Annotated in this window: 21 protein-coding genes; 13 read left to right on the top strand and 8 right to left on the bottom strand. The window is 61.1% G+C overall.

Going from position 1 to position 21238, the window contains the following annotated elements; translation table 11 throughout:
• The first annotated feature begins 40 nt into the window (after nucleotides 1-40).
• Together K5K89_RS13860 and K5K89_RS13865 are read left to right on the top strand one after the other, a co-directional pair.
• Complete coding sequence (locus K5K89_RS13860; protein ID WP_071488020.1) at nucleotides 41-1450, top strand: OprD family outer membrane porin; 1410 nt, start codon at nucleotides 41-43, stop codon at nucleotides 1448-1450.
• A gap of 69 nt (nucleotides 1451-1519) precedes the next feature.
• Complete coding sequence (locus K5K89_RS13865) at nucleotides 1520-4153, top strand: MGH1-like glycoside hydrolase domain-containing protein (RefSeq protein ID WP_222541629.1); 2634 nt, start codon at nucleotides 1520-1522, stop codon at nucleotides 4151-4153.
• A gap of 47 nt (nucleotides 4154-4200) precedes the next feature.
• Here K5K89_RS13865 and K5K89_RS13870 read toward each other — a convergent pair whose 3' ends face one another.
• Nucleotides 4201-4515: an SCP2 sterol-binding domain-containing protein gene (locus K5K89_RS13870; protein ID WP_071493079.1), complete on the bottom strand. Its 315-nt coding sequence runs from the start codon at nucleotides 4513-4515 to the stop codon at nucleotides 4201-4203.
• Between the two features lie 56 nt (nucleotides 4516-4571).
• Nucleotides 4572-5282 carry a histidine phosphatase family protein gene (locus tag K5K89_RS13875; protein ID WP_222541630.1) on the bottom strand — a complete coding sequence of 237 codons (711 nt, stop codon included), beginning with the start codon at nucleotides 5280-5282 and terminating at the stop codon, nucleotides 4572-4574.
• 195 nt (nucleotides 5283-5477) lie between these two features.
• Between K5K89_RS13875 and sohB the strand changes: the two genes are divergently transcribed.
• A complete protein-coding gene (gene sohB, locus K5K89_RS13880; RefSeq protein WP_071488016.1) occupies nucleotides 5478-6503 on the top strand; it encodes a protease SohB in 1026 nt (341 codons plus the stop codon).
• A 6-nt stretch (nucleotides 6504-6509) separates the two neighbouring features.
• On the opposite strand, the gene K5K89_RS13885 is transcribed toward sohB, so the two are convergent.
• A complete protein-coding gene (locus K5K89_RS13885; protein WP_222541631.1) occupies nucleotides 6510-8045 on the bottom strand; it encodes an MFS transporter in 1536 nt (511 codons plus the stop codon).
• 151 nt (nucleotides 8046-8196) lie between these two features.
• Here K5K89_RS13885 and K5K89_RS13890 point away from each other — a divergent pair, with 151 nt between their 5' ends.
• Nucleotides 8197-9072, top strand: a complete 876-nt coding sequence (locus K5K89_RS13890; protein WP_222541632.1) for a LysR family transcriptional regulator — start codon at nucleotides 8197-8199, stop codon at nucleotides 9070-9072.
• Here the strand turns inward: K5K89_RS13890 and K5K89_RS13895 are convergent.
• Both K5K89_RS13895 and K5K89_RS13900 read right to left on the bottom strand, forming a co-directional pair.
• Nucleotides 9050-10165: an MDR/zinc-dependent alcohol dehydrogenase-like family protein gene (locus K5K89_RS13895; RefSeq protein WP_222541633.1), complete on the bottom strand. Its 1116-nt coding sequence runs from the start codon at nucleotides 10163-10165 to the stop codon at nucleotides 9050-9052. The genes K5K89_RS13890 and K5K89_RS13895 overlap by 23 nt on opposite strands.
• A gap of 64 nt (nucleotides 10166-10229) precedes the next feature.
• Nucleotides 10230-11237: a substrate-binding domain-containing protein gene (locus tag K5K89_RS13900; RefSeq protein WP_222541634.1), complete on the bottom strand. Its 1008-nt coding sequence runs from the start codon at nucleotides 11235-11237 to the stop codon at nucleotides 10230-10232.
• 470 nt (nucleotides 11238-11707) lie between these two features.
• Here K5K89_RS13900 and K5K89_RS13905 point away from each other — a divergent pair, with 470 nt between their 5' ends.
• The gene (locus K5K89_RS13905) at nucleotides 11708-13270 is read left to right on the top strand and encodes a TerC family protein (protein WP_222541635.1); all 1563 of its coding nucleotides are present in this window, start codon (nucleotides 11708-11710) and stop codon (nucleotides 13268-13270) included.
• On the opposite strand, the gene K5K89_RS13910 is transcribed toward K5K89_RS13905, so the two are convergent.
• Entirely contained in the window at nucleotides 13254-13595 is a 342-nt protein-coding gene (locus K5K89_RS13910) for a thioredoxin domain-containing protein (protein ID WP_222541636.1), read from the bottom strand. The genes K5K89_RS13905 and K5K89_RS13910 overlap by 17 nt on opposite strands.
• A gap of 65 nt (nucleotides 13596-13660) precedes the next feature.
• Nucleotides 13661-13909 (bottom strand): hypothetical protein, encoded by a 249-nt coding sequence (locus tag K5K89_RS13915; RefSeq protein WP_222541637.1) that lies wholly within the window; start codon nucleotides 13907-13909, stop codon nucleotides 13661-13663.
• A gap of 332 nt (nucleotides 13910-14241) precedes the next feature.
• Here K5K89_RS13915 and K5K89_RS13920 point away from each other — a divergent pair, with 332 nt between their 5' ends.
• From K5K89_RS13920 to K5K89_RS13955, 8 genes are all read left to right on the top strand, one after another.
• Complete coding sequence (locus tag K5K89_RS13920; protein WP_071493089.1) at nucleotides 14242-15090, top strand: transporter substrate-binding domain-containing protein; 849 nt, start codon at nucleotides 14242-14244, stop codon at nucleotides 15088-15090.
• Nucleotides 15091-15141: 51 nt separating this feature from the next.
• On the top strand, nucleotides 15142-15804 hold the full coding sequence (locus K5K89_RS13925) for an amino acid ABC transporter permease (protein WP_025857547.1): 663 nt from the start codon (nucleotides 15142-15144) through the stop codon (nucleotides 15802-15804).
• Between the two features lie 11 nt (nucleotides 15805-15815).
• Complete coding sequence (locus tag K5K89_RS13930; RefSeq protein ID WP_016976586.1) at nucleotides 15816-16478, top strand: amino acid ABC transporter permease; 663 nt, start codon at nucleotides 15816-15818, stop codon at nucleotides 16476-16478.
• Nucleotides 16475-17257, top strand: coding sequence for an amino acid ABC transporter ATP-binding protein (locus K5K89_RS13935; protein ID WP_222541638.1), 783 nt, complete (start codon nucleotides 16475-16477; stop codon nucleotides 17255-17257). The genes K5K89_RS13930 and K5K89_RS13935 overlap by 4 nt, the downstream gene beginning before the upstream one ends.
• Before the next feature lie 16 nt (nucleotides 17258-17273).
• The gene (locus K5K89_RS13940) at nucleotides 17274-17663 is read left to right on the top strand and encodes a RidA family protein (protein ID WP_010210958.1); all 390 of its coding nucleotides are present in this window, start codon (nucleotides 17274-17276) and stop codon (nucleotides 17661-17663) included.
• Nucleotides 17664-17830: 167 nt separating this feature from the next.
• Nucleotides 17831-18595: an IclR family transcriptional regulator gene (locus K5K89_RS13945; RefSeq protein WP_058424172.1), complete on the top strand. Its 765-nt coding sequence runs from the start codon at nucleotides 17831-17833 to the stop codon at nucleotides 18593-18595.
• A gap of 9 nt (nucleotides 18596-18604) precedes the next feature.
• Nucleotides 18605-19813, top strand: a complete 1209-nt coding sequence (locus K5K89_RS13950) for an amino acid deaminase (RefSeq protein WP_222541639.1) — start codon at nucleotides 18605-18607, stop codon at nucleotides 19811-19813.
• Between the two features lie 117 nt (nucleotides 19814-19930).
• Nucleotides 19931-20839 carry a sugar kinase gene (locus tag K5K89_RS13955; protein ID WP_222541640.1) on the top strand — a complete coding sequence of 303 codons (909 nt, stop codon included), beginning with the start codon at nucleotides 19931-19933 and terminating at the stop codon, nucleotides 20837-20839.
• A gap of 109 nt (nucleotides 20840-20948) precedes the next feature.
• On the opposite strand, the gene K5K89_RS13960 is transcribed toward K5K89_RS13955, so the two are convergent.
• Nucleotides 20949-21224: a peptidylprolyl isomerase gene (locus tag K5K89_RS13960; RefSeq protein ID WP_003174397.1), complete on the bottom strand. Its 276-nt coding sequence runs from the start codon at nucleotides 21222-21224 to the stop codon at nucleotides 20949-20951.
• Between the last annotated feature and the right edge of the window lie 14 nt (nucleotides 21225-21238).

Consider the following 21238-nt stretch of genomic DNA (forward strand, 5'->3'; position numbering starts at 1 on the left):
CACACCAGACACATAAAAAAATGTTTAGGGGCTGTCGTTAATGAAAATTTCTACACTGGCGTTGTCGATCACCGCCGCCGTTCTTGCACAACAGGCTTACGCCGATGACTTCGGGCTCGGCTCGCTGGGCACCGGCAACGGTCACAGCGGCTTCCTTGAAGACAGCCATGCGTCTGTCAGCTCACGGACCATGTACTACAGCGCGGATAACCGCTCGGGCACCAACAACGATCTGCGCGAAGCCGCCACAGCGCTGCGTTTTGACTACAAGTCCGGCTTCACCCAAGGCACCGTTGGCCTGGGTTTCGATGTCATGGCCTTCGGCGCCCTGCGCCTGGACGGTGGCGACGGCCACACCGCGGGTCCGGGCCTGGCGGGTAACGGCAACAGCTTCTTCCCGACCAGGAACAATGGCACTGAACCGGCCGACTCCTTCGGGCGCGCCGCCGGCAATGTGAAGTTCCGTATTTCCCAGACCGAGTTGCACGTCGGTGGTGGCCTGGCGCCGGTGCTGCCGATCCTGGTGTCCAACGACAGTCGCGTGGCACCGCAGACCTTTGATGGCGGTATCCTGACCTCCAACGACATTCCCAATGTCACCTTCACCGGTGGTGAGCTGAACCGCGCCGAAGGCCGTGCTTCCAGCAACTCCACAGGCCTGAGCGTGGCCGGTGGTACTCGCGACAGCGACAGCTTCAAGTTCGGTGGGGTGGACTACAAGCCGTTTGGTTCTTCCGACAACGTGATCGCGAAAAACCTGACGTTGCAGTACTACTACGCCCAACTGCAAGACTTCTACAAACAGAACTACGTCGGCCTGGTCCATACCCTGCCGCTGGGCAATGACCAGTCGTTCAAGACCGACCTGCGCTACTTCGACAGCCGCAGCGACGGCAAGAACGGCGAGAGCGGCTACCAATTCAACAACAACGGTGGCTACGCCAAACACGCCGGCGAAGTCGACAACAAAACCTACAGTGCGGCCTTCACCTACCAACTGGGCGGCAGCAGCTTGATGCTCGGCCACATTGGCGTGGGTGACGACGGCGGTTTCGTCTGGGTCAACCAGGGCAGCCTCGCCGACCCGCATGCCCAAGGCGCCGGCGGCAGCGACTTCTACCTGTTCACCGACGCCGTGGTCGGCCAGTTCTCCCGCGCGGGCGAGCAGGTCAACTTTGGCCAATACACCTATGACTTCAAGGCGTACGTACCTGGGCTGAAGGCGTCCGTGGCCTACCTGGACGGTTCGGACATCAAGTCCAAGGTCGCCGGCGGCCCCGACCAGAAGGAAAACGAAGCCGACTTCCGCCTGGACTACGTGGTGCAGGCAGGTCCCCTGAAAGGCTTCGGTACTACGTTCCGTACCGGCACCTATCACGGCAAGAACACCGGCACCGCCGACCAGGACCAGACCCGCCTGATCTTCAACTACACCTACGCCATCTTCTAAGTCTTCATGTGCACCCGGGCGTCATTGGGCTCTACACTGCCTCTCACCTGGTAGGCGATGGAGGACCCGATGACGGCCACACCCGACACTCGAATGCTTGAGACAACCGAAGGTCAGCGTCTGGCGCAGCAGGATGCCGAGCGCTGGCGCGAGTGGGGCCCCTATCTGAGCGAACGCCAATGGGGCACGGTGCGCGAAGACTACAGCGCCGACGGCGACGCCTGGGCCTACTTCCCCCATGAACATGCACGCAGCCGCGCCTACCGCTGGGGCGAGGATGGCCTGGCCGGTTTCAGTGACAAGGCGCAACGCTGGTGCCTGGGCCTGGCCCTGTGGAACGAGCGTGACGCGATCCTCAAGGAACGCCTGTTCGGTCTCGACAACGCCGAGGGCAACCACGGTGAAGACGTCAAGGAACTGTACTTTTTCGTCGACGGCGTACCGAGCCATGCCTACATGCGCATGCTCTACAAATACCCCCATGCCGCCTTTCCCTACGCCGACCTGATCAGCGAAAACGCCCGCCGTGGGCTGGCTGATGCCGAGTACGAGATCCTCGACACCGGCGCGTTCGAAGACAACTGCTACTGCGATGTCAGCGTCGAGTACGCCAAGCACCAGCCCGACGATATCTTCATGCGCGTCACCGTGCACAATCGCTCGGACCAGCCGACACGGCTGCAGGTGCTGCCGCAACTGTGGGCGCGCAATGACTGGAGCTGGACCTTCGACGTGCCCAAGCCGCAGTTGATGTTGGACGGGGAGCAGGTGCTGGCACGCCATCCGGAACTGCCGGACCGTCATCTCGGCGCCTGGGGCCAGGACGGGCTGGAGTGGCTGTTCTGCGAGAACGAAACCAACTACCCCAGGCTGGATGGGCAGCCGGCGCCGGGGCCGTTCAAGGATGGGATCAACGATTACGTGGTCGAGGGTGTTCACTCGGCAATTCGGCGTGACAGCGGTACCAAAGTCGCGGCGCGTTTCGTTGTCGAACTGGCCGGGATGGAAAGTAAAACGCTCTACCTGCGCTTTGCCCCTGTCGACGCGCCACAGGTCAACGCGCGCAAGCTGTTCGAACAACGCCGCCAGGAAGCGGATGACTTCTACGCCGCCCTGCAACGTGGCATGGCCGACGACGATGCGCGCAATGTGCAGCGTCAGGCACTGGCCGGGTTGCTGTGGTCCAAGCAGCTATACTATTTCGACGTCAACCAATGGCTCGACGGCGACCCCGCACAACCCGCGCCGCCCCCCGAGCGCCTGCATATCCGCAATACCCATTGGCGCCACCTGTCCAACTTCGACATCCTCTCCATGCCCGACACCTGGGAATACCCGTGGTATGCCTCGTGGGACCAGGGCTTTCAGGCAGTGGCCATGGCGCTGATCGATCCGGCGTACGCCAAGCAGCAGTTGTTGCTGCTGGTGAAGGACCGCTTCATGCACCCCAACGGCCAATTGCCGGCCTACGAATGGCGGTTCGACGACGCCAACCCGCCGGTGCATGCCTGGGCCAGCTGGAGGGTGTACCAGCAGGACAAGGCGCTCAACGGCGTAGGCGATATGGATTTCCTTGAGCGGATCTTCCACAAGCTGCTGCTGAATTTTTCCTGGTGGGTCAACCGCAAGGACGCCGAAGGCCGCAACCTGTTCCAGGGCGGTTTCCTGGGGCTGGACAATATCGCCTTGTTCGACCGCTCCGCCGCACTGCCGCCGGGGTATCAACTGGATCAGGCCGACGGTACGGCGTGGGTCGCGGCCTATGCACTGGACCTGATGCGCATCGGCCTGGAGCTGGCCAAGCGCAATGCGGTGTATGTCGACATCGCGGTGAAATTTTTCGAGCACTTCCTGTATATCGCCGGCGCCATTAACCGTGTCGACGACAGCGCCGAAGGCCTGTGGGATGAGCAGGACCTGTTCTTCTACGACGTGCTGCACCGCCCCGATGGCCAGAACGAACCGGTGCGCCTGCGTTCGATGGTTGGCCTGATGCCGCTGTTTGCCGTACTGGTGCTGGAGCAGCGTGAACATGAAGGCCTGGAGGGCTTGCGCGAGCGGCTGCTGGGGTTCATGAAACATCGGCCGGACCTGGCCAGGCTGGTTTCACGCTGGAACGAACCGGGGCAGGGTAATCGCCTGTTGCTCGCGCTGCTGCGCGGCGAGCGGACCAAAGACCTGCTGCGGCGCATGCTCGATGAACAGGAGTTCTTGTCGACGTTCGGCGTGCGCTCCTTGTCCAAGGCGTTCGCCGAGCAACCGCTGGCGTTGAAGATGAATGGCAACACCCTCAGTGCGAGCTACCAGCCGGGTGAATCCGACTCGCGGCTGTACGGCGGCAACTCCAACTGGCGCGGGCCGTTGTGGATGCCGGTGAACTACATGCTGATCGAGTCGCTGCGCGAATTTCACCGTTATTACGCGGACAACTTCTCGGTGGAGTATCCGACGGGCAGTGGTTATCTGGCGTCCCTGGAGGACGTGGCCGACAGTCTGAGCCAGCGGCTGACGCGGTTGTTCCTGAGAGATGAAAACGGCTCGCGGCCGTCGATGGTGGGGTATGCGTCGTTGGAGGCGGATCCGGCAAGTCGCGATCTGGTGCTGTTCCATGAGTACTTTCATGGCGAGACCGGGCGTGGGCTGGGGGCTTCGCATCAAACCGGGTGGAGTGCATTGGTGGCGCTGTTGCTGCAACCCAAATAAAAATCCCGCCTGTAAAGGCGGGATCGGGATTCAGGGTTGCCCGTGAATCAGGAAGGGAACAGCTCGCTCAGCTTCATGGCCAGCATCATGTCGCCTTCGGTGCGCAGCTTGCCGCCCATGAAGGCTTGCATGCCGTCGGTCTCGCCGCTGACGATGCCTTTCATGGTTTCTGCGTCCATCACCAGGGTGACCTGGGCGTCCGGGTTTTCGCCTTCCAGCAGTTCGCAGGTGTTGTTTTTCACGACCAGCGAGAAGTTCTGGGTGTCGTCGATGCGGAAACCGAACACCAGGTCCAGGCCGTCAGCGGCGGCTGGGTTGAATTTGGCTTTCATTGCTTCTACAGCTTTGGCTACGTCAGTCATGGTTTCGATCCTTTAGGGTAGAGTCCAGTGACCTTGGGGTCACGGTTGGCCGCGGTTCATCGGAAGGTGATGAGCTGCGGCGCCTTCAACAGTTGCAAGTGGGTATGGCTGTTGAAGGAAGCCAGTGCCACCTCGCGACCACGGAATTTCAGCTGGTTGAGCGAGGTGTTAACAATTTGCCAGTTCAGTTCGAAGGCTTGCGCGGCAGGCATTCGGGTGATCAGGTGGAGCAGGGCGGTGATGGTGCCGCCGGAGGTGAACACCGCGATCTTCTGCGTGTTGTCCGCCGCCTCAAGGATGCGTTGCAGGCCACCTTGCACGCGTTCCACGAAGCCCAGCCAGCTTTCCAGTCCCGGTGGATCATAGGTGCCGGCGAGCCAGCGCTCGATGATCAGCGCGAAGATGCGCTGGAATTCGCTGCGGTTCTGCGCGGCATTGCGCAGGATCTCCAGGGCTTCGGGTTCGGTGGTGAGCAGGTCGGGAAGCAGGGCGCGGATGATTGCGTCGGCATCGAATTCGTTGAACGCGCTGTCGGTTTCCAGCGCCGGCACCGGCAGACCGAGGGTGTGGTACTGATCGAAGGCGGCGCTGGCGGTGTGCTGCTGGCGGCGCAGGTCGCCGGCCACGCAGCGGTCGAACACCAGGCCCATGTCCGCCAGGTGGCGACCGAGCACTTGCGCCTGCTCCACGCCGACGGGCGACAGGACGTCATAGTCGTCTGCACCGAAGGAGGCCTGGCCATGTCGAATCAGATAGATGCTGCCCACGTCCGTTTTCCCGGTACGTTGAAAGTCTGGCGAGGTTATGAGGATGCCTGCGAGCTGTCAATGAAAAAACATACGCTTGTTTTAAAAGCTCGTTGGAGCCTGTAGTTGCTGGCGGTTTGATCACTGGCCCGAACGCGGTGCCGCCGGTATGCTGGGGCAATCCGCGCCCGGCGCACTGCACTTGTAAGGAGCAACATGGATTTTTTGGCCGAATATGCGAGCTTTCTGGCGAAGACCGTCACCCTGGTGGTCGCTATTCTGGTGGTATTGATCAGCTTCGCGGCGCTGCGCAGTAAAGGGCGCCGCAAATCCGCCGGCCAGTTGCAGGTCAGCAAGCTCAATGATTTCTATAAAGGCCTGCGCGAGCGCCTGGAGTCGAGCCTGCTCGACAAGGACCAGCTCAAGGCCTTGCGCAAGTCCGAAGGCAAGGCCGAAAAGAAGAAGGGCAAGCAGAAGGCCGAGGCCAAGCCACGGGTGTTCGTGCTGGACTTCGACGGTGACATCAAGGCCTCGGCCACCGAAAGCCTGCGCCACGAAATCACCGCCTTGTTGAGCCTGGCCACCCCGAAAGACGAAGTGGTGCTGCGCCTGGAAAGCGGCGGCGGCATGGTCCACAGCTACGGCCTGGCCTCGTCGCAACTGGCGCGTATCCGCCAGGCGGGCGTGCCGTTGACCGTGTGCATCGACAAGGTCGCGGCCAGCGGCGGCTACATGATGGCGTGCATCGGCGAGAAGATCATCAGCGCGCCGTTTGCCATCCTCGGCTCCATTGGCGTGGTGGCGCAGTTGCCGAACGTCAACCGCCTGCTGAAAAAGCACGACATCGACTTCGAAGTACTCACCGCCGGCGAGTACAAGCGCACGCTCACCGTGTTTGGCGAAAACACTGAGAAGGGCCGCGAGAAGTTCCAGGAAGACCTGGACATCACTCACCAGTTGTTCAAGAACTTCGTCTCGCGTTATCGCCCGCAGTTGGCAATCGATGAAGTCGCCACCGGAGAAGTGTGGCTGGGTGTTGCAGCCCTCGACAAGCAACTGGTCGATGAACTGCAAACCAGTGACGAATACCTGGCCACCAAGGCCAAGAGCGCCGAGGTGTTCCACCTGCACTATGCCGAGCGCAAGAGCCTGCAGGAGCGTGTGGGCCTGGCGGCCAGCGGTTCGGTGGACCGGGTGCTGTTGACCTGGTGGAACCGGTTGACTCAGCAGCGGTTCTGGTAAGGCTGATCAGCGGTGCGCAGGTTTTATTGAAGCCTGTTGCACCGCTGGGATAGGTTTCCTCATCAACATCCCCACCACCAACGCTCCGAGCAACCCCAACAACCCCGCCACCCACAACACCCCGCTGAAGCCACCCACAAAGGCCTGCCGTGCCAGCGGCTGTACCACCGCCCGTGCCGATTCCGGCAACAAGCCCATCGCCGCCGGCATATCCCCGGCCACCACGCGTGACGCAATCGCGTTTACCTGTGCCTGCCATTGCGCGCCAATGCGTGCACTCAACAGCCGTTCGCTATGACCGCTCAACAACGCCCCATACACCCCAATCGCCAACATGATCGCGCTGAAGCGCATGGTCGTGCTCATGCCCGACGCCATTCCCGCGCGGTCCCGTGGTACGCAGGCCATGATGTTTTTTTGCGTATCGCCATTGAGCAAGCCGGCACCGGCGCCTGTAACGGCAATCGCCAGGGCGAAGGGCAGGTAGTCGCCGACGTTCACTGCCCAGGCACTCAAGAGGTTGCCGCTGCCCACCAGGGTCAACCCGGCTGCCATCATCGTCGCCGGGGCAAAGCGTGCGGCCAGGCGTGCGCCGATGCGCGGACAGATCAGCATGGTCAGCGCAAACGGCAGCATGCCCAGGCCCGAAGCGATCGCAGAAAATCCCAGGCCGTTCTGCAGGTAGAACGGTAGCAGCGTCATCATCACCTGGGCACAACCGGCATAGGCGAACATCCCTAACAGCGCACCGATAAAGCGTGGGTGGCGGAACAGTTGCAGGTCGACCATGGGCCGCCGTTGCACTCGTTCGACGAGTACAAACACGCCCAGCAAGACTGCGCCACCGATCAGGCGGGCGTAGGTCAACGGGTTGTCCCAACCGATGCGGTTGGCTTCGATCAGCCCCCAGATCAGGCACAGCAGGCTGGCGCTGAACGCCAGGCTGCCCCACGGATCGAGCCGCGCGGATTGGGTGTCGCGGGATTCCGGGATGGCGCGCAGGACCAGACTCATCAGCAGCAGCCCCACCGGCAGGTTGAGGTAGAAGATCCAGCGCCAGCCCAGGTACTGGGTGATCAGGCCGCCCAAGGTCGGTGCGGCAGTCATCGCCACGCCCATGCACGCGCCCCAGAAGGCCCAGGCCTTGGCGCGCTCCACCTCGTCGTGGAAGGTATGGCCGATGGAGGCGAGGGCGGATGTGAGCAACAGCGCCGCGCCCACACCTTTGACCGCGCGGGCGCTATCCAAGAGCAGCGCGGTGGGTGCTGCACCGCAACCCAATGACGCCAGGATGAAAATACTCAGGCCCCAGACCAGGGTTTTCTTGCGCCCGAACCGGTCGGCAATGCTCCCGGCCGGAAGCAATAGCGCGGCGAACGCCAGCATGTAGGCGCTGACCACCCATTCGATATCGGCGAAGTTCGCCCCCAGGTCGCGGGCGATACTCGGCAGGGTCACGGCGACGATATTGGTGTCGAGCACGATCAGCGAGCAAACGCCGGACGCAGTCAGCAAGGTCAGGCGTGGGCTGACCCGGCTCATGGTTGAATTACCTCAAAGGCAATAGGGGGAATGCAGTTGACGGACATCGCAAGGGCTCTCTAGTGTTGTGGTTTGTCTCAGCATATCCGCGCTGCCCAGTGGCTTTATTAGCCAAGCCGACTCATTTCATTACCTTTGAGCTAATGCAGACATGGACATCCGTCATTTTCGCTATTTCCTGGCCGTTGCCCGTCAGCGCAATTTCACCCGCGCCGCCGAGCAGCTGGGGATCGCACCCCCGACCTTGAGTCGGCAGATCCAGGACATGGAAACCAGCCTGGGCACACGTCTGTTTGTCCGTCAACAGCGCGAAGTCAGCCTGACCGAGGCCGGTGCCGCGCTGCTGATCGAAGCGGAGGCGACGGTGCGTCAGTTCGAGTTTGCCCAGCGCAATGCCCAGCGTGCCGGGCGTGGCGAGATCGGCCATCTGGAGTTGGGCTACGTGGCTTCCGCCGTGTATTCCGGGGTGTTGCAGCGGCAGATGCAGGGGTTCTGCCAGGCGTTTCCCGATGTCAGCGTGAACGTGCGTGAATGTGCCATGGCAATACTGCCGGGTGCCGTTGCGGACGGGCGCTGCGATATCGGCTATGTCCGTTCGCCGATGACCTTGCCGGACGGTGTGGAAGCAGTGCGCCTGGACAGTGAAGGTTTTGTGCTGGCGTTGCCGCAGGACTCATGGCTGTTGGGTTTGAAAGTCATCCACTGCGAGCATCTGCAAAACGAGACCTTCATCCTGCCGGAGCAGATCAGCGGCACGCTGCACGTCGCGGCCCAAGGTGGTTTTGCGCCGCGCCTGGGGCCGCAGCCGGGTGGGTTGGTGGCGGTCGTCGCGTTGGTGTCATTGGGGCAGGGCGTGGCGGTGGTGCCGGCGTCGGTGGTGGGGCACGTGAGCTTGCCGGGAGTGGTGTATCGCCCGATTCAGGGCAGCGAGGCGGCGTCCTGGTTGTCGTTGATCCACCGGCGCTTCGAGAGAGCGCCGGCAGTGGTGCGGTACATGCAGTTGGTCAAGGCTCAAGCACTACCTTGAGGGACTTGTCGCCGCGCTCCATCACTGCGAACGCTTCCTTGAAGTCCGCCAGGGCGAACTTGTGGGTGACCACGTCGCGCATGTCGATCTTGCGGTTGCCGATAAAGTCGATGGCGCGCGGGTACATGTAAGGCCCCAGGTGCGAGCCGAGCACATCCAGTTCCTTGCGGTCGCCGATGATCGACCAGTCCACCGTGGCCTCGTCATTGAATACGCTGAACTCGACGAACCGCCCCAGCTTGCGCAGCATCGCCAGGCCCTGGTTCACGGCCTTGTGATGACCGGTGGCTTCGATGTAGATGTCGCAGCCGTAGCCATCGGTGATGTCGCGGATCTTCGCCAGTACATCGACGTCGGCCGGGTTCCACACTTCGTCGGCGCCCATGCGCAGGGCGAGGGCGGCGCGTTCCGGTTTCATGTCCAGCACGATGAGTTTCTTCGGATGGCGCATGCGCACCGCACCAATGATGCCCAGGCCCAGGGTGCCGGCGCCGGCGACCACCACGACATCGTCGAAATCCACATTGGCGCGCTCGGCAGCGTGCAGCGAGCAGGCCAGGGGTTCGATCAGGATCGCTTCATCCGGGGCGATGGAATCCGGGACCTTATGGATGATGCCTTCCTTGGTGAAGATCATGTACTGGGCCATGGCGCCCTGCACGTTGTTCTGGAAGCCATACAGGTCGTGTTTCTGGCACATCCAGTACTGGCCGTGGTTGCAGAAGCGGCAGCCCCAGCACGGCACGATCTGCTCGGAAATGACCCGGTCGCCGATCTTCACGCCGCGCTTGTCCGCGCCTGGGCCCAGGGCGACCACGCGGCACACGAATTCATGGCCGGGGATCATCGGCGGTTTCACATAGCGTGGTTGCTCGGCGTCGCCCCAGAACGACGGCGCGCCGCGATAGGTCTTGATGTCGCCCATGCAGATCCCGCACAACTCGACCTTGGTGAGGATTTCCTCGGGGCCGGGGGTGGGCACGTCGACGGTTTCCAGCCGGTAGTCTTCCGGGCCATGGCAGACCACGGCCTGCATGGTTTTCGGGATGACGGGGTGCAGGTGTTCTTGCGGGCGTTCGGTGACGGTGGACATGGCAGGCCTCACAACAAAGATGAACGGATCGCTCCCATGCGGGGAGCGATCAACCGGCTACGGCTTACTTGGCGCCGCTGACTTGCTTGTACAGCGCATCGGCGTTGGCGTTGGTTACTGGCACCCAGGGCAGGATGTAGTTCTTCGCGGTGCCGTCAGCCCATTGCACATCCTTGGCATAGCGTTCCCAGATCACCGACCGGGGCTTGTAGTCGCTGCCGGCCAGGGCGCGCAGGGCCACGTCCAGCGCACCCTGGGACTGGGCCTGGGCATCCTGCAGGAAGGTGGTGACTTCGTCTTTTTTCGCGGCCTGGATGGCATCCGGCATGCCGTCGATGGAGGTAACCGGTACATCCTTGGACGTCAGGCCGTGGGATTTCAGGGCCTGTACCGCGCCGAGGGCCATGTCGTCGTTCTGCGCGATGACGCCGTTGATGCCTTTGGGGTGGGCGTTCAGCCAGTCCTCCGTCAGCGCCATGGCCTGGGCGCGGTCCCAGTTGGCGGTCTTTTTCTCGATGATCTTGATGTCCGGGTGCTTGCCCAGCACTTCCAGCTCGCCTTTTTCCCGGTCGATCTGTGCCGACTGACCAATGGGGCCCTGGATGATCACTACATTGCCCTTGCCGTTGAGTTTGTCGACCATGGCCTGGGCCTGCAGGCGGCCGCCCTCTACATCGTCGTTACCCACGTAGGGGACGGCGGCATCGGCAACTTTCGTATTGGAGGCGATGACCACCACGTCGTTACTCATGGCCTGCTTCACGGTGCCGACGCCAGCCTTGGTGTCGATGGGCACGAAGAGGATGGCGTCGTAGTGCTGGGTCACCATGTTTTCGATCTGGTTGTTCTGAGTCAGCGCGTCGTAGTTGCCGTCGAATACGGTCAATTGCACGGTGCCGTCTTTCACGGCGGGGTGCTCCTTGAGTTCGCGTACCCAGTTCTGCATGAATTGGCCCTTGAGGCCGTAGACCGCGGCGCCGACCTTGTAGGTCTTGCCGTCGGCGGCCAGGGCGATGCTGCTGGCGAGGAGGGAGAGGGCCGCAGCGGCGGCGAAGTTCGTAGCAAGTTTCATGATGAGCACCCCATTTATTGTTGTAGTCAGTCGTTCATTCATTGCCTTGTGCTGATCATATGTTTATCAAATGAAAATCTGATCAGTCAAATGCTTTCGTATAAAACTCAGAAATAGGCTGATTTATTGGTTTTTAGGGCTTCGCACCAAAGACAAGTAGGTATTTATGCTGATAATAATTTCACGCAATGATCAAATGATCGAACTGGTTTCGAAGGTTTTACAGATCTTGTAATAGTTTTGGGTTGTGGGGATTTTCCCTTTCGACTGTACGATTCAAGTCCTTTTGTCATTGCAGGATTTGCATGAACACCCTCTCGGAGCCTCCCAGTCGTCTTTCCCCAAGACATCCTCTGTCGTTGTTCCCGCTGAAGCACCCCGTATTCCGACTGCTAACCTTTTACCGGTCCACTGACCGCACTCTGCCGTGCCCGGCATTCTGAAAATCGATGACTGAAGAGACTCAATAAATGGAATGGTTAGCGGATCCAACGGCCTGGCTCGGCCTGTTGACCTTGATTGTGCTGGAACTGGTACTGGGCATCGACAACCTGGTGTTTATCGCGATCCTGGCGGACAAGCTGCCGCCGGAGCAGCGTGACCGTGCGCGCTTGATCGGCCTGTCCCTGGCGTTGCTGATGCGCCTGGGCCTGTTGGCGAGTATTTCCTGGTTGGTGACCCTCACCCAGCCGTTGTTCGAGGTGTTCGACAAGAGCTTCTCCGGCCGCGACCTGATCATGCTGTTTGGTGGTGTGTTCCTGCTGTTCAAGGCCACCATGGAATTGCATGAACGCCTCGAGGGGCATGTGGCCCAGCGCACAGGCAATGTGGCCTACGCGATGTTCTGGCCGATCGTGGCGCAGATCGTGGTGCTCGACGCGGTGTTCTCCCTGGATGCGGTGATTACCGCCGTGGGCATGGTGGACGAACTGGCGGTGATGATGATCGCGGTGATCGTGTCCATCGGCCTGATGATCGTGGCGAGCAAGCCGCTGACACGCTTCGTCAACGCGCACCCGACGGTGATCATGCTGTGCCTGGGCTTCCTGATGATGATCGGTTTCGCCCTGACCGCCGAAGGCCTGGGGTTCCATATTCCCAAGGGTTACCTGTACGCCGCCATCGGCTTCTCGATCCTGATCGAAGTGTTCAACCAGATCGCCCGTTCACGCCGCAAGAAGTCGGCGCAAGGCGTGTTGCCAGTGCGCGAGCGTACCGCTCATGCGGTGATGCGTTTGCTCGGCGGTCGCAGCCTGGCGGTGGAGGAGGTGGGTGAAGAGGTGGCCGACCTGCTCGGCGAGCCGGATGCCACCCAAGGCCCGCTGTTTGATCGACGTGAGCGCGTGATGATCAGCGGCGTGCTGCAACTGGCCGAGCGACCGATCCGCACGCTGATGACGCCGCGGGCCAAGGTCGATTGCATCGATCTGGCGGACGATCCCGACAGTATCCGTCTGAAACTGATGCACTCGTCCTATTCGCGACTGCCGTTGATCCGCAATGGCGCCGTCGATGAGCCGCTGGGCTTCGTGCACAAGAAGGAATTGCTCAAGGAGTATCTGGCCGGCAACGAGCCGAACCTGGAGCACCTGGCGCGTCGGGCGATCAACTTGCTCGACAGCTTTTCGGTCCTCAATGCGCTGGAGCAGATGCGTCAGGAATCCACGCACATTGCGTTCGTGATCAACGAATTCGGTGACTTTATGGGCGTGTTGAGCATGACCGACATTCTCGAGTCCATTGCCGGTGAGTTGCCGGATGCCAGCGAAATCGAGGGGCCGGATATCGTCGAGGAAGGCGATGGCTTTCGCGCCAATGGTGCCTTGAACCTCAACCTGGTCCGCCAGCGTACCGGTTTCAAGGCGACGGCGACCGAGGACTACCAGACCCTGGCCGGTCTGGTCATGAGCCTGCTCGACCGCCTGCCAGTGGTGGGCGATAGCCTGGAACATGAGGGCTGGCGCCTGACGGTGGCGGCGGTGGAAGAGCGGCGGGTGACGCAGGTTTGCCTGGTGCCTATGCACCAGGCGTAACGGCGGGTAGTTGGCTGTATTGCTCGAAGGCGCGTCGCAGCGCTTGCTCGCCAAGGCCGGGAAGGGCTTCGAGCAGTACCTGATTGCGGTAGATCAACAGCATCGGGATACGGTCGACCCTTGGGTGTCGAGGCGTGTCCATACAATCAAGAATCAAGATTTTGACCTGCTCCTTGTAGTGCTCGCTGATGCGCATGAAACGCGGCATCGCATCAGTGCAAGCCGTGCATTCATGTGACATGAAAACCACAAATACGGATTTCGGGGTGTCCAGTTCACGCTCAAACGCAGCTTTGTCTGCAATCACGGCATTCACATAGCTCATCGATATTCCCCTCCAGGCCTGGCTCACGCTAAGCCGGGGGGGCGTCGGTCGTCTACTGTCAACCTTCACAGGTCCCTGTCGCGCTCCAGGCGTTCGCGGGCTTTGCGCGCCTGGCTTGCGCATTTCTTGTATTCCAGATTGTCCCTTGAGGTCTTCGCCTGACGGTAGCCGTGGTGGTTCTGGCTTGTGTAATTGGTGCTCAAGGCTTCGTTGAGCTTGCGCAGTTCGGCCTTGCATTCGCGTCGGTCGTTGCTGGCCGAAGCGCTGCCGGCCACCAGAAAGGACAGCAAAACCAGGGTGAGGCGGAAGGTCATCGGGGTGGAGTCCTTGTCGGAATGAATGTGCCAAGGCTAGCCCAGCGCGGGGAATTTTCCACGCAACCGGCGCACTGCAACGGTGCGCGGTAACGCCGCTATGTCGCACGCCAGTGGGGCCTGTCACCGCGGTGTGGGGCTTTGCGTAGCAAAGTGATTTCAAGTGTTGGTAAGCGCTTTGTCACGAATCATCTTTTATCTATTTGATCTAAAACAGATTTATTAAGGTCGTGTTTTTCCGTTGCCGCGTGTGGCACACTTTCTGCTGTCTATTCCGTTGTTACATACTAAGTTCCGGTATAGCGGAATACACAACTCCTGGAGTGCTTGTCATGCATCACCGACCTTCCGTATTCAAAGCGTGTGTTTTTCTCTTCGCCGCATCGGCTTCCCTCGCAAGCGTAGTGCAGGCGGCGGACAGCAAGCTCGATGATGTGCTCAAGCGTGGGCATCTGATCGTGGGTACAGGCAGTACCAATGCGCCGTGGCACTTCCAGGGAGCGGATGGCAAGTTGCAGGGTTTTGATATCGACATCGGCCGCATCGTGGCCAAAGGCTTGTTCAACGACCCGAGCAAGGTCGAGTTCGTGGTGCAGTCCTCTGATGCGCGGATTCCCAACCTGCTGACCGACAAGGTCGACATGAGTTGCCAGTTCATCACCGTCACCGCCAGCCGCGCCCAGCAGGTGGCCTTCACCCTGCCGTATTACCGCGAAGGCGTGGGCCTGCTGCTGCCCAACAACAGCAAGTACAAAGAGATCGAAGACCTGCAGGCTGCCGGCGACAGCGTCACCGTAGCGGTGCTGCAAAACGTCTACGCCGAAGAACTGGTGCACCAGGCGCTGCCCAAAGCCAAGGTCGACCAGTACGACAGCGTCGACCTGATGTACCAGGCGGTGAACTCCGGTCGCGCCGATGCCGCCGCCACCGACCAGTCCTCGGTCAAGTACCTGATGGTGCAGAACCCAGGCCGCTACCGCAGCCCGGCTTACGCCTGGAGCCCGCAAACCTATGCGTGCGCCGTCAAGCGTGGCGATCAGGACTGGCTGAACTTCGTCAACACCGCGCTGCATGAAGCCATGACCGGCGTGGAGTTCCCCACCTACAAGGCCTCGTTCAAGCAATGGTTCGGCGTGGATCTGCCGGAACCTGCGATCGGCTTCCCGGTTGAGTTCAAGTAAATCGAAAACCTGGGGCGTCGCTGACGGCGCCCCAATCAGGTACTGCTGACCATGAACTATCAGTTGAACTTTGCCGCCGTATGGCGCGACTTCCCCAGCTTGCTGGCGGGGCTCGGCCTGGGCCTCGAGCTGGCGCTGCTGTCGATCGCGATCGGCTGCGTGATCGGCCTGATGATGGCATTTGCCATGCTGTCGAAACACAAGGCACTGCGCGTGCTGGCCTCGGTGTATGTGACGGTGATCCGCAATACGCCGATCCTCGTGCTGATCCTGCTGATCTACTTCGCCTTGCCCAGCCTGGGCATCCGCCTGGACAAGATCCCGTCGTTCATCATCACCTTGTCGTTGTACGCCGGGGCTTATCTGACCGAAGTATTCCGCGCCGGGCTGCTGAATATTCCCAAGGGCTTGCGTGAAGCCGGGCTGGCCATCGGTCTGGGCGAGTGGCGTATCCGTGCCTACATCACCGTGCCGGTGATGCTGCGCAATGTGTTGCCCGCGCTGTCGAACAACTTCATTTCGCTTTTCAAGGACACCTCGCTCGCCGCCGCCATCGCGGTGCCGGAGCTGACCTATTACGCCCGCAAGATCAACGTCGAGAGCTACCGGGTGATTGAAACCTGGCTGGTCACGACCGCGCTCTACGTGGCCGCCTGTTACCTCATTGCCATGCTGCTCCGTTACCTGGAACAGCGTCTGGCGATCCGTCGTTAAGAGAGGTTTCCATGTACGAATCCCCCAGCTGGCTGCATGAGTTGTGGATCGCCCGGGATACCCTCTGGGCGGGCTTCCAGGCCAGTGTTTATGTGTCCGCATTGGCGATTATCTTTGGCACCCTGATTGGCATCGTCGCCGGGTTGATCCTGACCTACGGCAAGTTCTGGATGCGTGCGCCGTTCCGGCTGTACGTCGACCTGATCCGGGGCACGCCGGTGTTTGTGCTGGTATTGGCGTGCTTTTACATGCTGCCGGCGCTCGGTTGGCAGATCACCGCGTTCCAGGCCGGTGCGGTCGGGTTGACGCTGTTCTGCGGTTCCCACGTCTCGGAAATCGTGCGCGGTGCGCTGCAAGCTATTCCTCGTGGGCAACTGGAAGCGGGCAAGGCGATTGGCCTGACGTTCTATCAGTCCCTGGGTTATGTGTTGCTGCCCCAGGCGCTGCGCCAGATCCTGCCGACCTGGGTCAACTCCTCCACGGAAATCGTCAAGGCCTCGACCCTGCTCTCGGTGATCGGCGTGGCCGAGTTGTTGTTGAGCACTCAGCAAGTGATCGCACGCACCTTCATGACCCTGGAGTTTTACCTGTTCGCAGGCTTTATGTTCTTTGTCATCAACTACGCCATCGAGTTATTCGGGCGCTACATTGAAAAGCGGGTGGCCTTGCCATGAACCAACCTCAAACCAACCCACCACTGCTGAACATTAGCGGCCTGCGCAAGCAGTACGGCCAGGTGGAAGTGCTCAAGGGCGTCGACCTGTCGATGCAGCGCGGCAACGTGGTGACCCTGATCGGCTCCAGCGGCTCGGGCAAGACCACCCTGTTGCGTTGCGTCAACCTGCTGGAAGAGTTCCAGGGCGGGCAGATCACCCTGGATGGCGAGTCCATCGGCTACAGCGAGGTTGCCGGCAAGCGCGTGCGTCACCCCGAGCGTGTGATTGCCCAGCATCGGGCCATGACCGGCATGGCATTCCAGCAGTTCAACCTGTTCCCGCATTTGACGGCGTTGCAAAACGTCACCCTGGGCTTATTGAAAGTTAAGAAAATGCCTAAGGACGAGGCGGTGGCGCTCGCGGAAAAATGGTTGGATCGTGTAGGACTTCTGGAGCGTCGTAACCACTTTCCCGGCCAGTTGTCCGGCGGCCAGCAACAACGTGTGGCGATTGCCCGCGCGATTGCCATGAACCCCAGCCTGATGCTGTTCGACGAAGTCACCTCGGCCCTCGACCCGGAACTGGTGGGCGAAGTCCTCAGCGTGATCAAGGGCCTGGCGGAAGAGGGTATGACCATGCTGCTGGTCACCCACGAAATGCGCTTTGCCTATGAAGTCTCGGACAAGATCGTGTTTATGAACCAGGGCCGCATTGAAGAGCAGGGCTCCTCGAAGGACATCTTCGAACGCCCGCAATCGCCGCGCCTGGCGGAATTTCTCAAGAACATTCGTTTTTAATCAGGAGCCTGTTGTTATGAGCATTACTCGTTATGGTGCCGGCAGTACTGCCGGCGGCGGCCAACCCCGTCCTTTCGCCCGCGCCGTGGAAGCGGACGGTTGGTTGTACGTCTCGGGCCAGGTGCCTGCGGTGGATGGCGAAATCATCACTGGCGGCATCATTGAGCAAACCCGGCAGACCATGCGCAACGTGGTGGCGATCCTCGAAGAGGCTGGCTACGAATTGAAAGATGTGGTCCGCGTGGGGGTATGGCTGGAGGACCCGCGGGACTTCTGGAGTTTCAATAAAGTCTTCGGCGAATACTTCACCCCGGAACATGCCCCGGCGCGGGCCTGTGTGCAGGCGAACATGATGGTCGACTGCAAGGTGGAGATCGATTGCGTGGCCTACAAGAAAAAGGGCTAAATGCCCCATTCTTGAAACCACGGAAAATCCAATGTGGGAGGGGGCTTGCCCCCGATGAAGGTGTGTCAGCACAAGCACAGGTCACTGGCTCGCCGCTATCGGGGGCAAGCCCCCTCCCACAAGGATCTGCGCAGATCACAGCATTTTTACAGGAATCGAAGGCTGCCATGACCGAAGACACCATCAAACGCCGCGCCAAAGGCCTGGACCGGGCATTCGATATCCTCGATTTTCTCAAGGAAATCGGCCAGCCCCTGCGCCCGAATGATATTGCCAGCGGCATCGGCAGCCCCAAATCCACCGTCTACGAATTGGTCGCGTCACTGCTAGAGCGACGCATCCTGGAAACGGTGGGCAAGGACGGTCACGTCTACCTCGGCCGCCAGCTGTATTTCCTGGGCCAGGCACACCTGCGGCATTTCGACCTGACCCGCGAGGCCGACCACGCCTTGCAGGAGATTGTCAGCCAGACCCACGAAACCGCGCAGATGTGCCTGCTCAACGGGCGCAAGTACACGGTGGCGCTGATGCGCGAGGGCGAGCGGCATTTTCGTATTTCTTCGGACATCGGCGAAAACGCGCCGATCCCCTGGACCGCTTCCGGGCGCCTGTTGCTGGGGCACTTGAGCGACCAGCAGATCGTCGACCTGATCGATCACGATGATTTTATCCTGCCGGATGGCCAGCGCTTGCCGCTGGATACCTTCCTGGCACAAATCCGTCAGGCCACCCTCGATGGTTTCTTTTCCTTCGACAGTGTGGCCGACACCTTTACCCATTGCTTTGCCGCCCCGGTGCGGGACGCGCAAGGCATCAGCATTGCGACCCTGTGCATCGTCGCTCCGCGCGCCGATGCGATCAAAAATTACAACGACTATCGCCGGGTGTTGATCGAAAGTGCCAACAACCTGGCCCGTCGCATCAACGAATAGGAGCATTTCATGTCTGCCATCAATGCCGTTGAAAAAGGCGCCGCCGCCGTCGGTGCCCATCTGGTCCGCGACGTCAGCCTGCCGGCCCTGGTGCTGCACCGCGATGCGCTGGAACACAACATCCGCTGGATGCAGGACTTTGTCAGCAAGAGCGGCGCGCAGCTCGCGCCCCACGGCAAGACCAGCATGATGCCGGCGCTGTTCCAGCGTCAGATCGAGGCAGGCGCCTGGGGCATCACCCTGGCCAACGCCGTGCAGACCCGCGCCGCGTATGCCGGTGGCGTGCGCCGCGTGCTGATGGCCAACCAACTGGTGGGCGCGCCGAACATGGCATTGATCGCTGACCTGCTGGCCGACAAGGACTTCGACTTCCACTGCATGGTCGATCACCCGGACAACGTCGCCGACCTGGGGCTGTTCTTCGCCGCCCGTGGCCTGCGCCTGAACGTGATGATCGAGTACGGCGTGGTCGGCGGCCGTTGCGGTTGCCGCAGCGAGCAGGAAGTGCGCGAACTGGCCAAGGCGATCAAGGCCCAGCCGGCCCTGGCCCTTACCGGTATCGAAGGCTATGAGGGCGTGATCCACGGCGAGCACGCCATCAGCGGTATCCGCGATTTCGCCGCGAGCCTGGTGCGCCTGGCGGTGGATTTGCAGAACAACGGCTCTTTCGACCTGCCCAAGCCCATCATCACCGCGTCGGGCTCGGCCTGGTACGACCTGATCGCCGAGTCGTTCGAAGAACAGAACGCCGCCGGCCGCTTCCTCAGTGTGCTGCGTCCCGGCAGCTACGTGGCCCATGACCATGGCATCTACAAAGAAGCGCAATGCTGCGTGCTCGACCGCCGCAGCGATCTCGATGAAGGCCTGCACCCGGCCCTGGAAGTCTGGGCTCATGTGCAGTCGTTGCCCGAGCCGGGCTTTGCCGTGATCGCCCTGGGCAAGCGCGACGTGGCCTATGATGCCGGCCTGCCGGTGCCGCTCAAGCGTTACAAGGCCGGTATCCTGCCAGCCGAAGGCGATGATGTGAGTGCGTGCAAGGTCACCGCGGTGATGGACCAGCATGCGTTCATGACGGTGGCGCCGGGGGTTGAGCTGCGTATTGGTGACATCATTGCCTTTGGCACTTCGCACCCGTGCCTGACCTTTGACAAGTGGCAGGTCGGTTGCCTGGTGGATGAGCGGTTGCAGGTGATTGAGTCTCTGCCTACCTGCTTCTAGACCGCGTCGATCCCATCGGGGGCAAGCCCCCTCCCACAGTTTGATGTGTGAACCTATTCAAATGTGGGAGGGGGCTTGCCCCCGATGAGGCCATCAGTCACTCCCGAGACTATCGCTATGAGCACCCAACCCCGCATCGCCCTGATCGGCGAATGCATGATCGAACTGCAACACCGTGCCGACGGCAGCCTGCACCAGAGCTTCGGCGGCGATACCCTGAACACGGCGGTGTACCTGCGCCGCGAGCTGGGCGATACCGGCAGTGTCGACTACGTCACCGCCCTGGGCGATGACAGTTTCAGCGATGCCATGTGCCGGCAATGGACGGAGGAAGGCCTCGGCCTGGGGAGGGTCCAGCGCCTGGCTGGACGTTTGCCAGGCTTGTATTGCATCCAGACCGACGCCAACGGCGAGCGCAAATTCCTGTATTGGCGCAACGAAGCCGCCGTGCGCGACTGTTTCACCACGCCGGCGGCGGAGCCGATCCTGGCCGCGTTGCCGGACTATGACGTGGTGTATTTCAGCGGTATCACCCTGGCAGTGCTGGGTGAAGTCGGTCGCGAGCGCTTGCTGCAAACCCTGATCGAAACCCGCCGACGCGCAGGCAAGGTGGTGTTCGACAACAACTACCGGCCGCGATTGTGGGCCAGTGTCGAGGCGGCGCGTGCTGCGTATGGGCGTGTCCTGGCCGAAGTGGATATTGCCTTGCTCACCGAGGACGACGAGCGTGCGCTGTTTGGCTATGCCGACAGCGAGCAGGTGTTCGCGGCGTATCCGGAGATTGAAGAGGTGGTGCTCAAGCGTGGCGCGGATGCGTGCCTGATACGCTGCAACGGCGAGCGCTTTTGCGTGCCGGCGATCAAGGTGGAAAAGGTGGTGGACACGACAGCGGCGGGGGATTCGTTCAGTGCGGCGTACCTGGCCGGGCGGCTCAAGGGAAGCTCGCCGGAGCAGGCTGCATTGGCCGGGCATCGGTTGGCCAGTCGGGTTATCCAGGTGCCGGGGGCGCTGATTCCCCGGGGGTGAATGGCCGCCTGCGGCGGATCGGGGGCAAGCCCCCTCCCACAGTTTGATTTGTGAACCTATTCAAATGTGGGAGGGGGCTTGCCCCCGATAGCGGTCTGCAGCCAACCCATCAATCCCGGTAAAACACTTGCACCAAGTGATACCCGAACTTGCTCTTGATCGGCCCGTGAACCACCTTCACCGGTTTCTTGAAGATCACCGCATCAATCGCCCCCACCATTTGCCCGGGCCGCACTTCGCCCAGGTCGCCGCCACGTTTGCCCGAGGGGCAAGTGGAGTACTTCTTGGCCAGTACATCAAACGCCTCGCCCTTGGCGATGCGCTGTTTGAGCTGTTCGGCTTCTTCGCTGGTTTTCACCAGGATATGACGGGCTTGGGCTTTCATTGATCTCTACCAGG

The sequence above is a fragment of the Pseudomonas sp. DR208 genome (assembly GCF_019823005.1).
In the GTDB taxonomy this organism is placed as follows: Bacteria; Pseudomonadota; Gammaproteobacteria; order Pseudomonadales; family Pseudomonadaceae; genus Aquipseudomonas; species Aquipseudomonas extremorientalis.

Excerpts from the sequence above, each read along its gene's own strand:
- K5K89_RS13860 (WP_071488020.1), top strand. The coding sequence starts at position 41 with ATGAAAATTTCTACACTGGCGTTGTCGATCACCGCCGCCGTTCTTGCA.
- K5K89_RS13865 (WP_222541629.1), top strand. The coding sequence starts at position 1,520 with ATGACGGCCACACCCGACACTCGAATGCTTGAGACAACCGAAGGTCAG.
- K5K89_RS13870 (WP_071493079.1), bottom strand. The coding sequence starts at position 4,515 with ATGACTGACGTAGCCAAAGCTGTAGAAGCAATGAAAGCCAAATTCAAC.
- sohB (WP_071488016.1), top strand. The coding sequence starts at position 5,478 with ATGGATTTTTTGGCCGAATATGCGAGCTTTCTGGCGAAGACCGTCACC.
- K5K89_RS13885 (WP_222541631.1), bottom strand. The coding sequence starts at position 8,045 with ATGAGCCGGGTCAGCCCACGCCTGACCTTGCTGACTGCGTCCGGCGTT.
- K5K89_RS13890 (WP_222541632.1), top strand. The coding sequence starts at position 8,197 with ATGGACATCCGTCATTTTCGCTATTTCCTGGCCGTTGCCCGTCAGCGC.
- K5K89_RS13895 (WP_222541633.1), bottom strand. The coding sequence starts at position 10,165 with ATGTCCACCGTCACCGAACGCCCGCAAGAACACCTGCACCCCGTCATC.
- K5K89_RS13900 (WP_222541634.1), bottom strand. The coding sequence starts at position 11,237 with ATGAAACTTGCTACGAACTTCGCCGCCGCTGCGGCCCTCTCCCTCCTC.
- K5K89_RS13905 (WP_222541635.1), top strand. The coding sequence starts at position 11,708 with ATGGAATGGTTAGCGGATCCAACGGCCTGGCTCGGCCTGTTGACCTTG.
- K5K89_RS13910 (WP_222541636.1), bottom strand. The coding sequence starts at position 13,595 with ATGAGCTATGTGAATGCCGTGATTGCAGACAAAGCTGCGTTTGAGCGT.
- K5K89_RS13915 (WP_222541637.1), bottom strand. The coding sequence starts at position 13,909 with ATGACCTTCCGCCTCACCCTGGTTTTGCTGTCCTTTCTGGTGGCCGGC.
- K5K89_RS13920 (WP_071493089.1), top strand. The coding sequence starts at position 14,242 with ATGCATCACCGACCTTCCGTATTCAAAGCGTGTGTTTTTCTCTTCGCC.
- K5K89_RS13925 (WP_025857547.1), top strand. The coding sequence starts at position 15,142 with ATGAACTATCAGTTGAACTTTGCCGCCGTATGGCGCGACTTCCCCAGC.
- K5K89_RS13930 (WP_016976586.1), top strand. The coding sequence starts at position 15,816 with ATGTACGAATCCCCCAGCTGGCTGCATGAGTTGTGGATCGCCCGGGAT.
- K5K89_RS13935 (WP_222541638.1), top strand. The coding sequence starts at position 16,475 with ATGAACCAACCTCAAACCAACCCACCACTGCTGAACATTAGCGGCCTG.
- K5K89_RS13940 (WP_010210958.1), top strand. The coding sequence starts at position 17,274 with ATGAGCATTACTCGTTATGGTGCCGGCAGTACTGCCGGCGGCGGCCAA.
- K5K89_RS13945 (WP_058424172.1), top strand. The coding sequence starts at position 17,831 with ATGACCGAAGACACCATCAAACGCCGCGCCAAAGGCCTGGACCGGGCA.
- K5K89_RS13950 (WP_222541639.1), top strand. The coding sequence starts at position 18,605 with ATGTCTGCCATCAATGCCGTTGAAAAAGGCGCCGCCGCCGTCGGTGCC.
- K5K89_RS13955 (WP_222541640.1), top strand. The coding sequence starts at position 19,931 with ATGAGCACCCAACCCCGCATCGCCCTGATCGGCGAATGCATGATCGAA.
- K5K89_RS13960 (WP_003174397.1), bottom strand. The coding sequence starts at position 21,224 with ATGAAAGCCCAAGCCCGTCATATCCTGGTGAAAACCAGCGAAGAAGCC.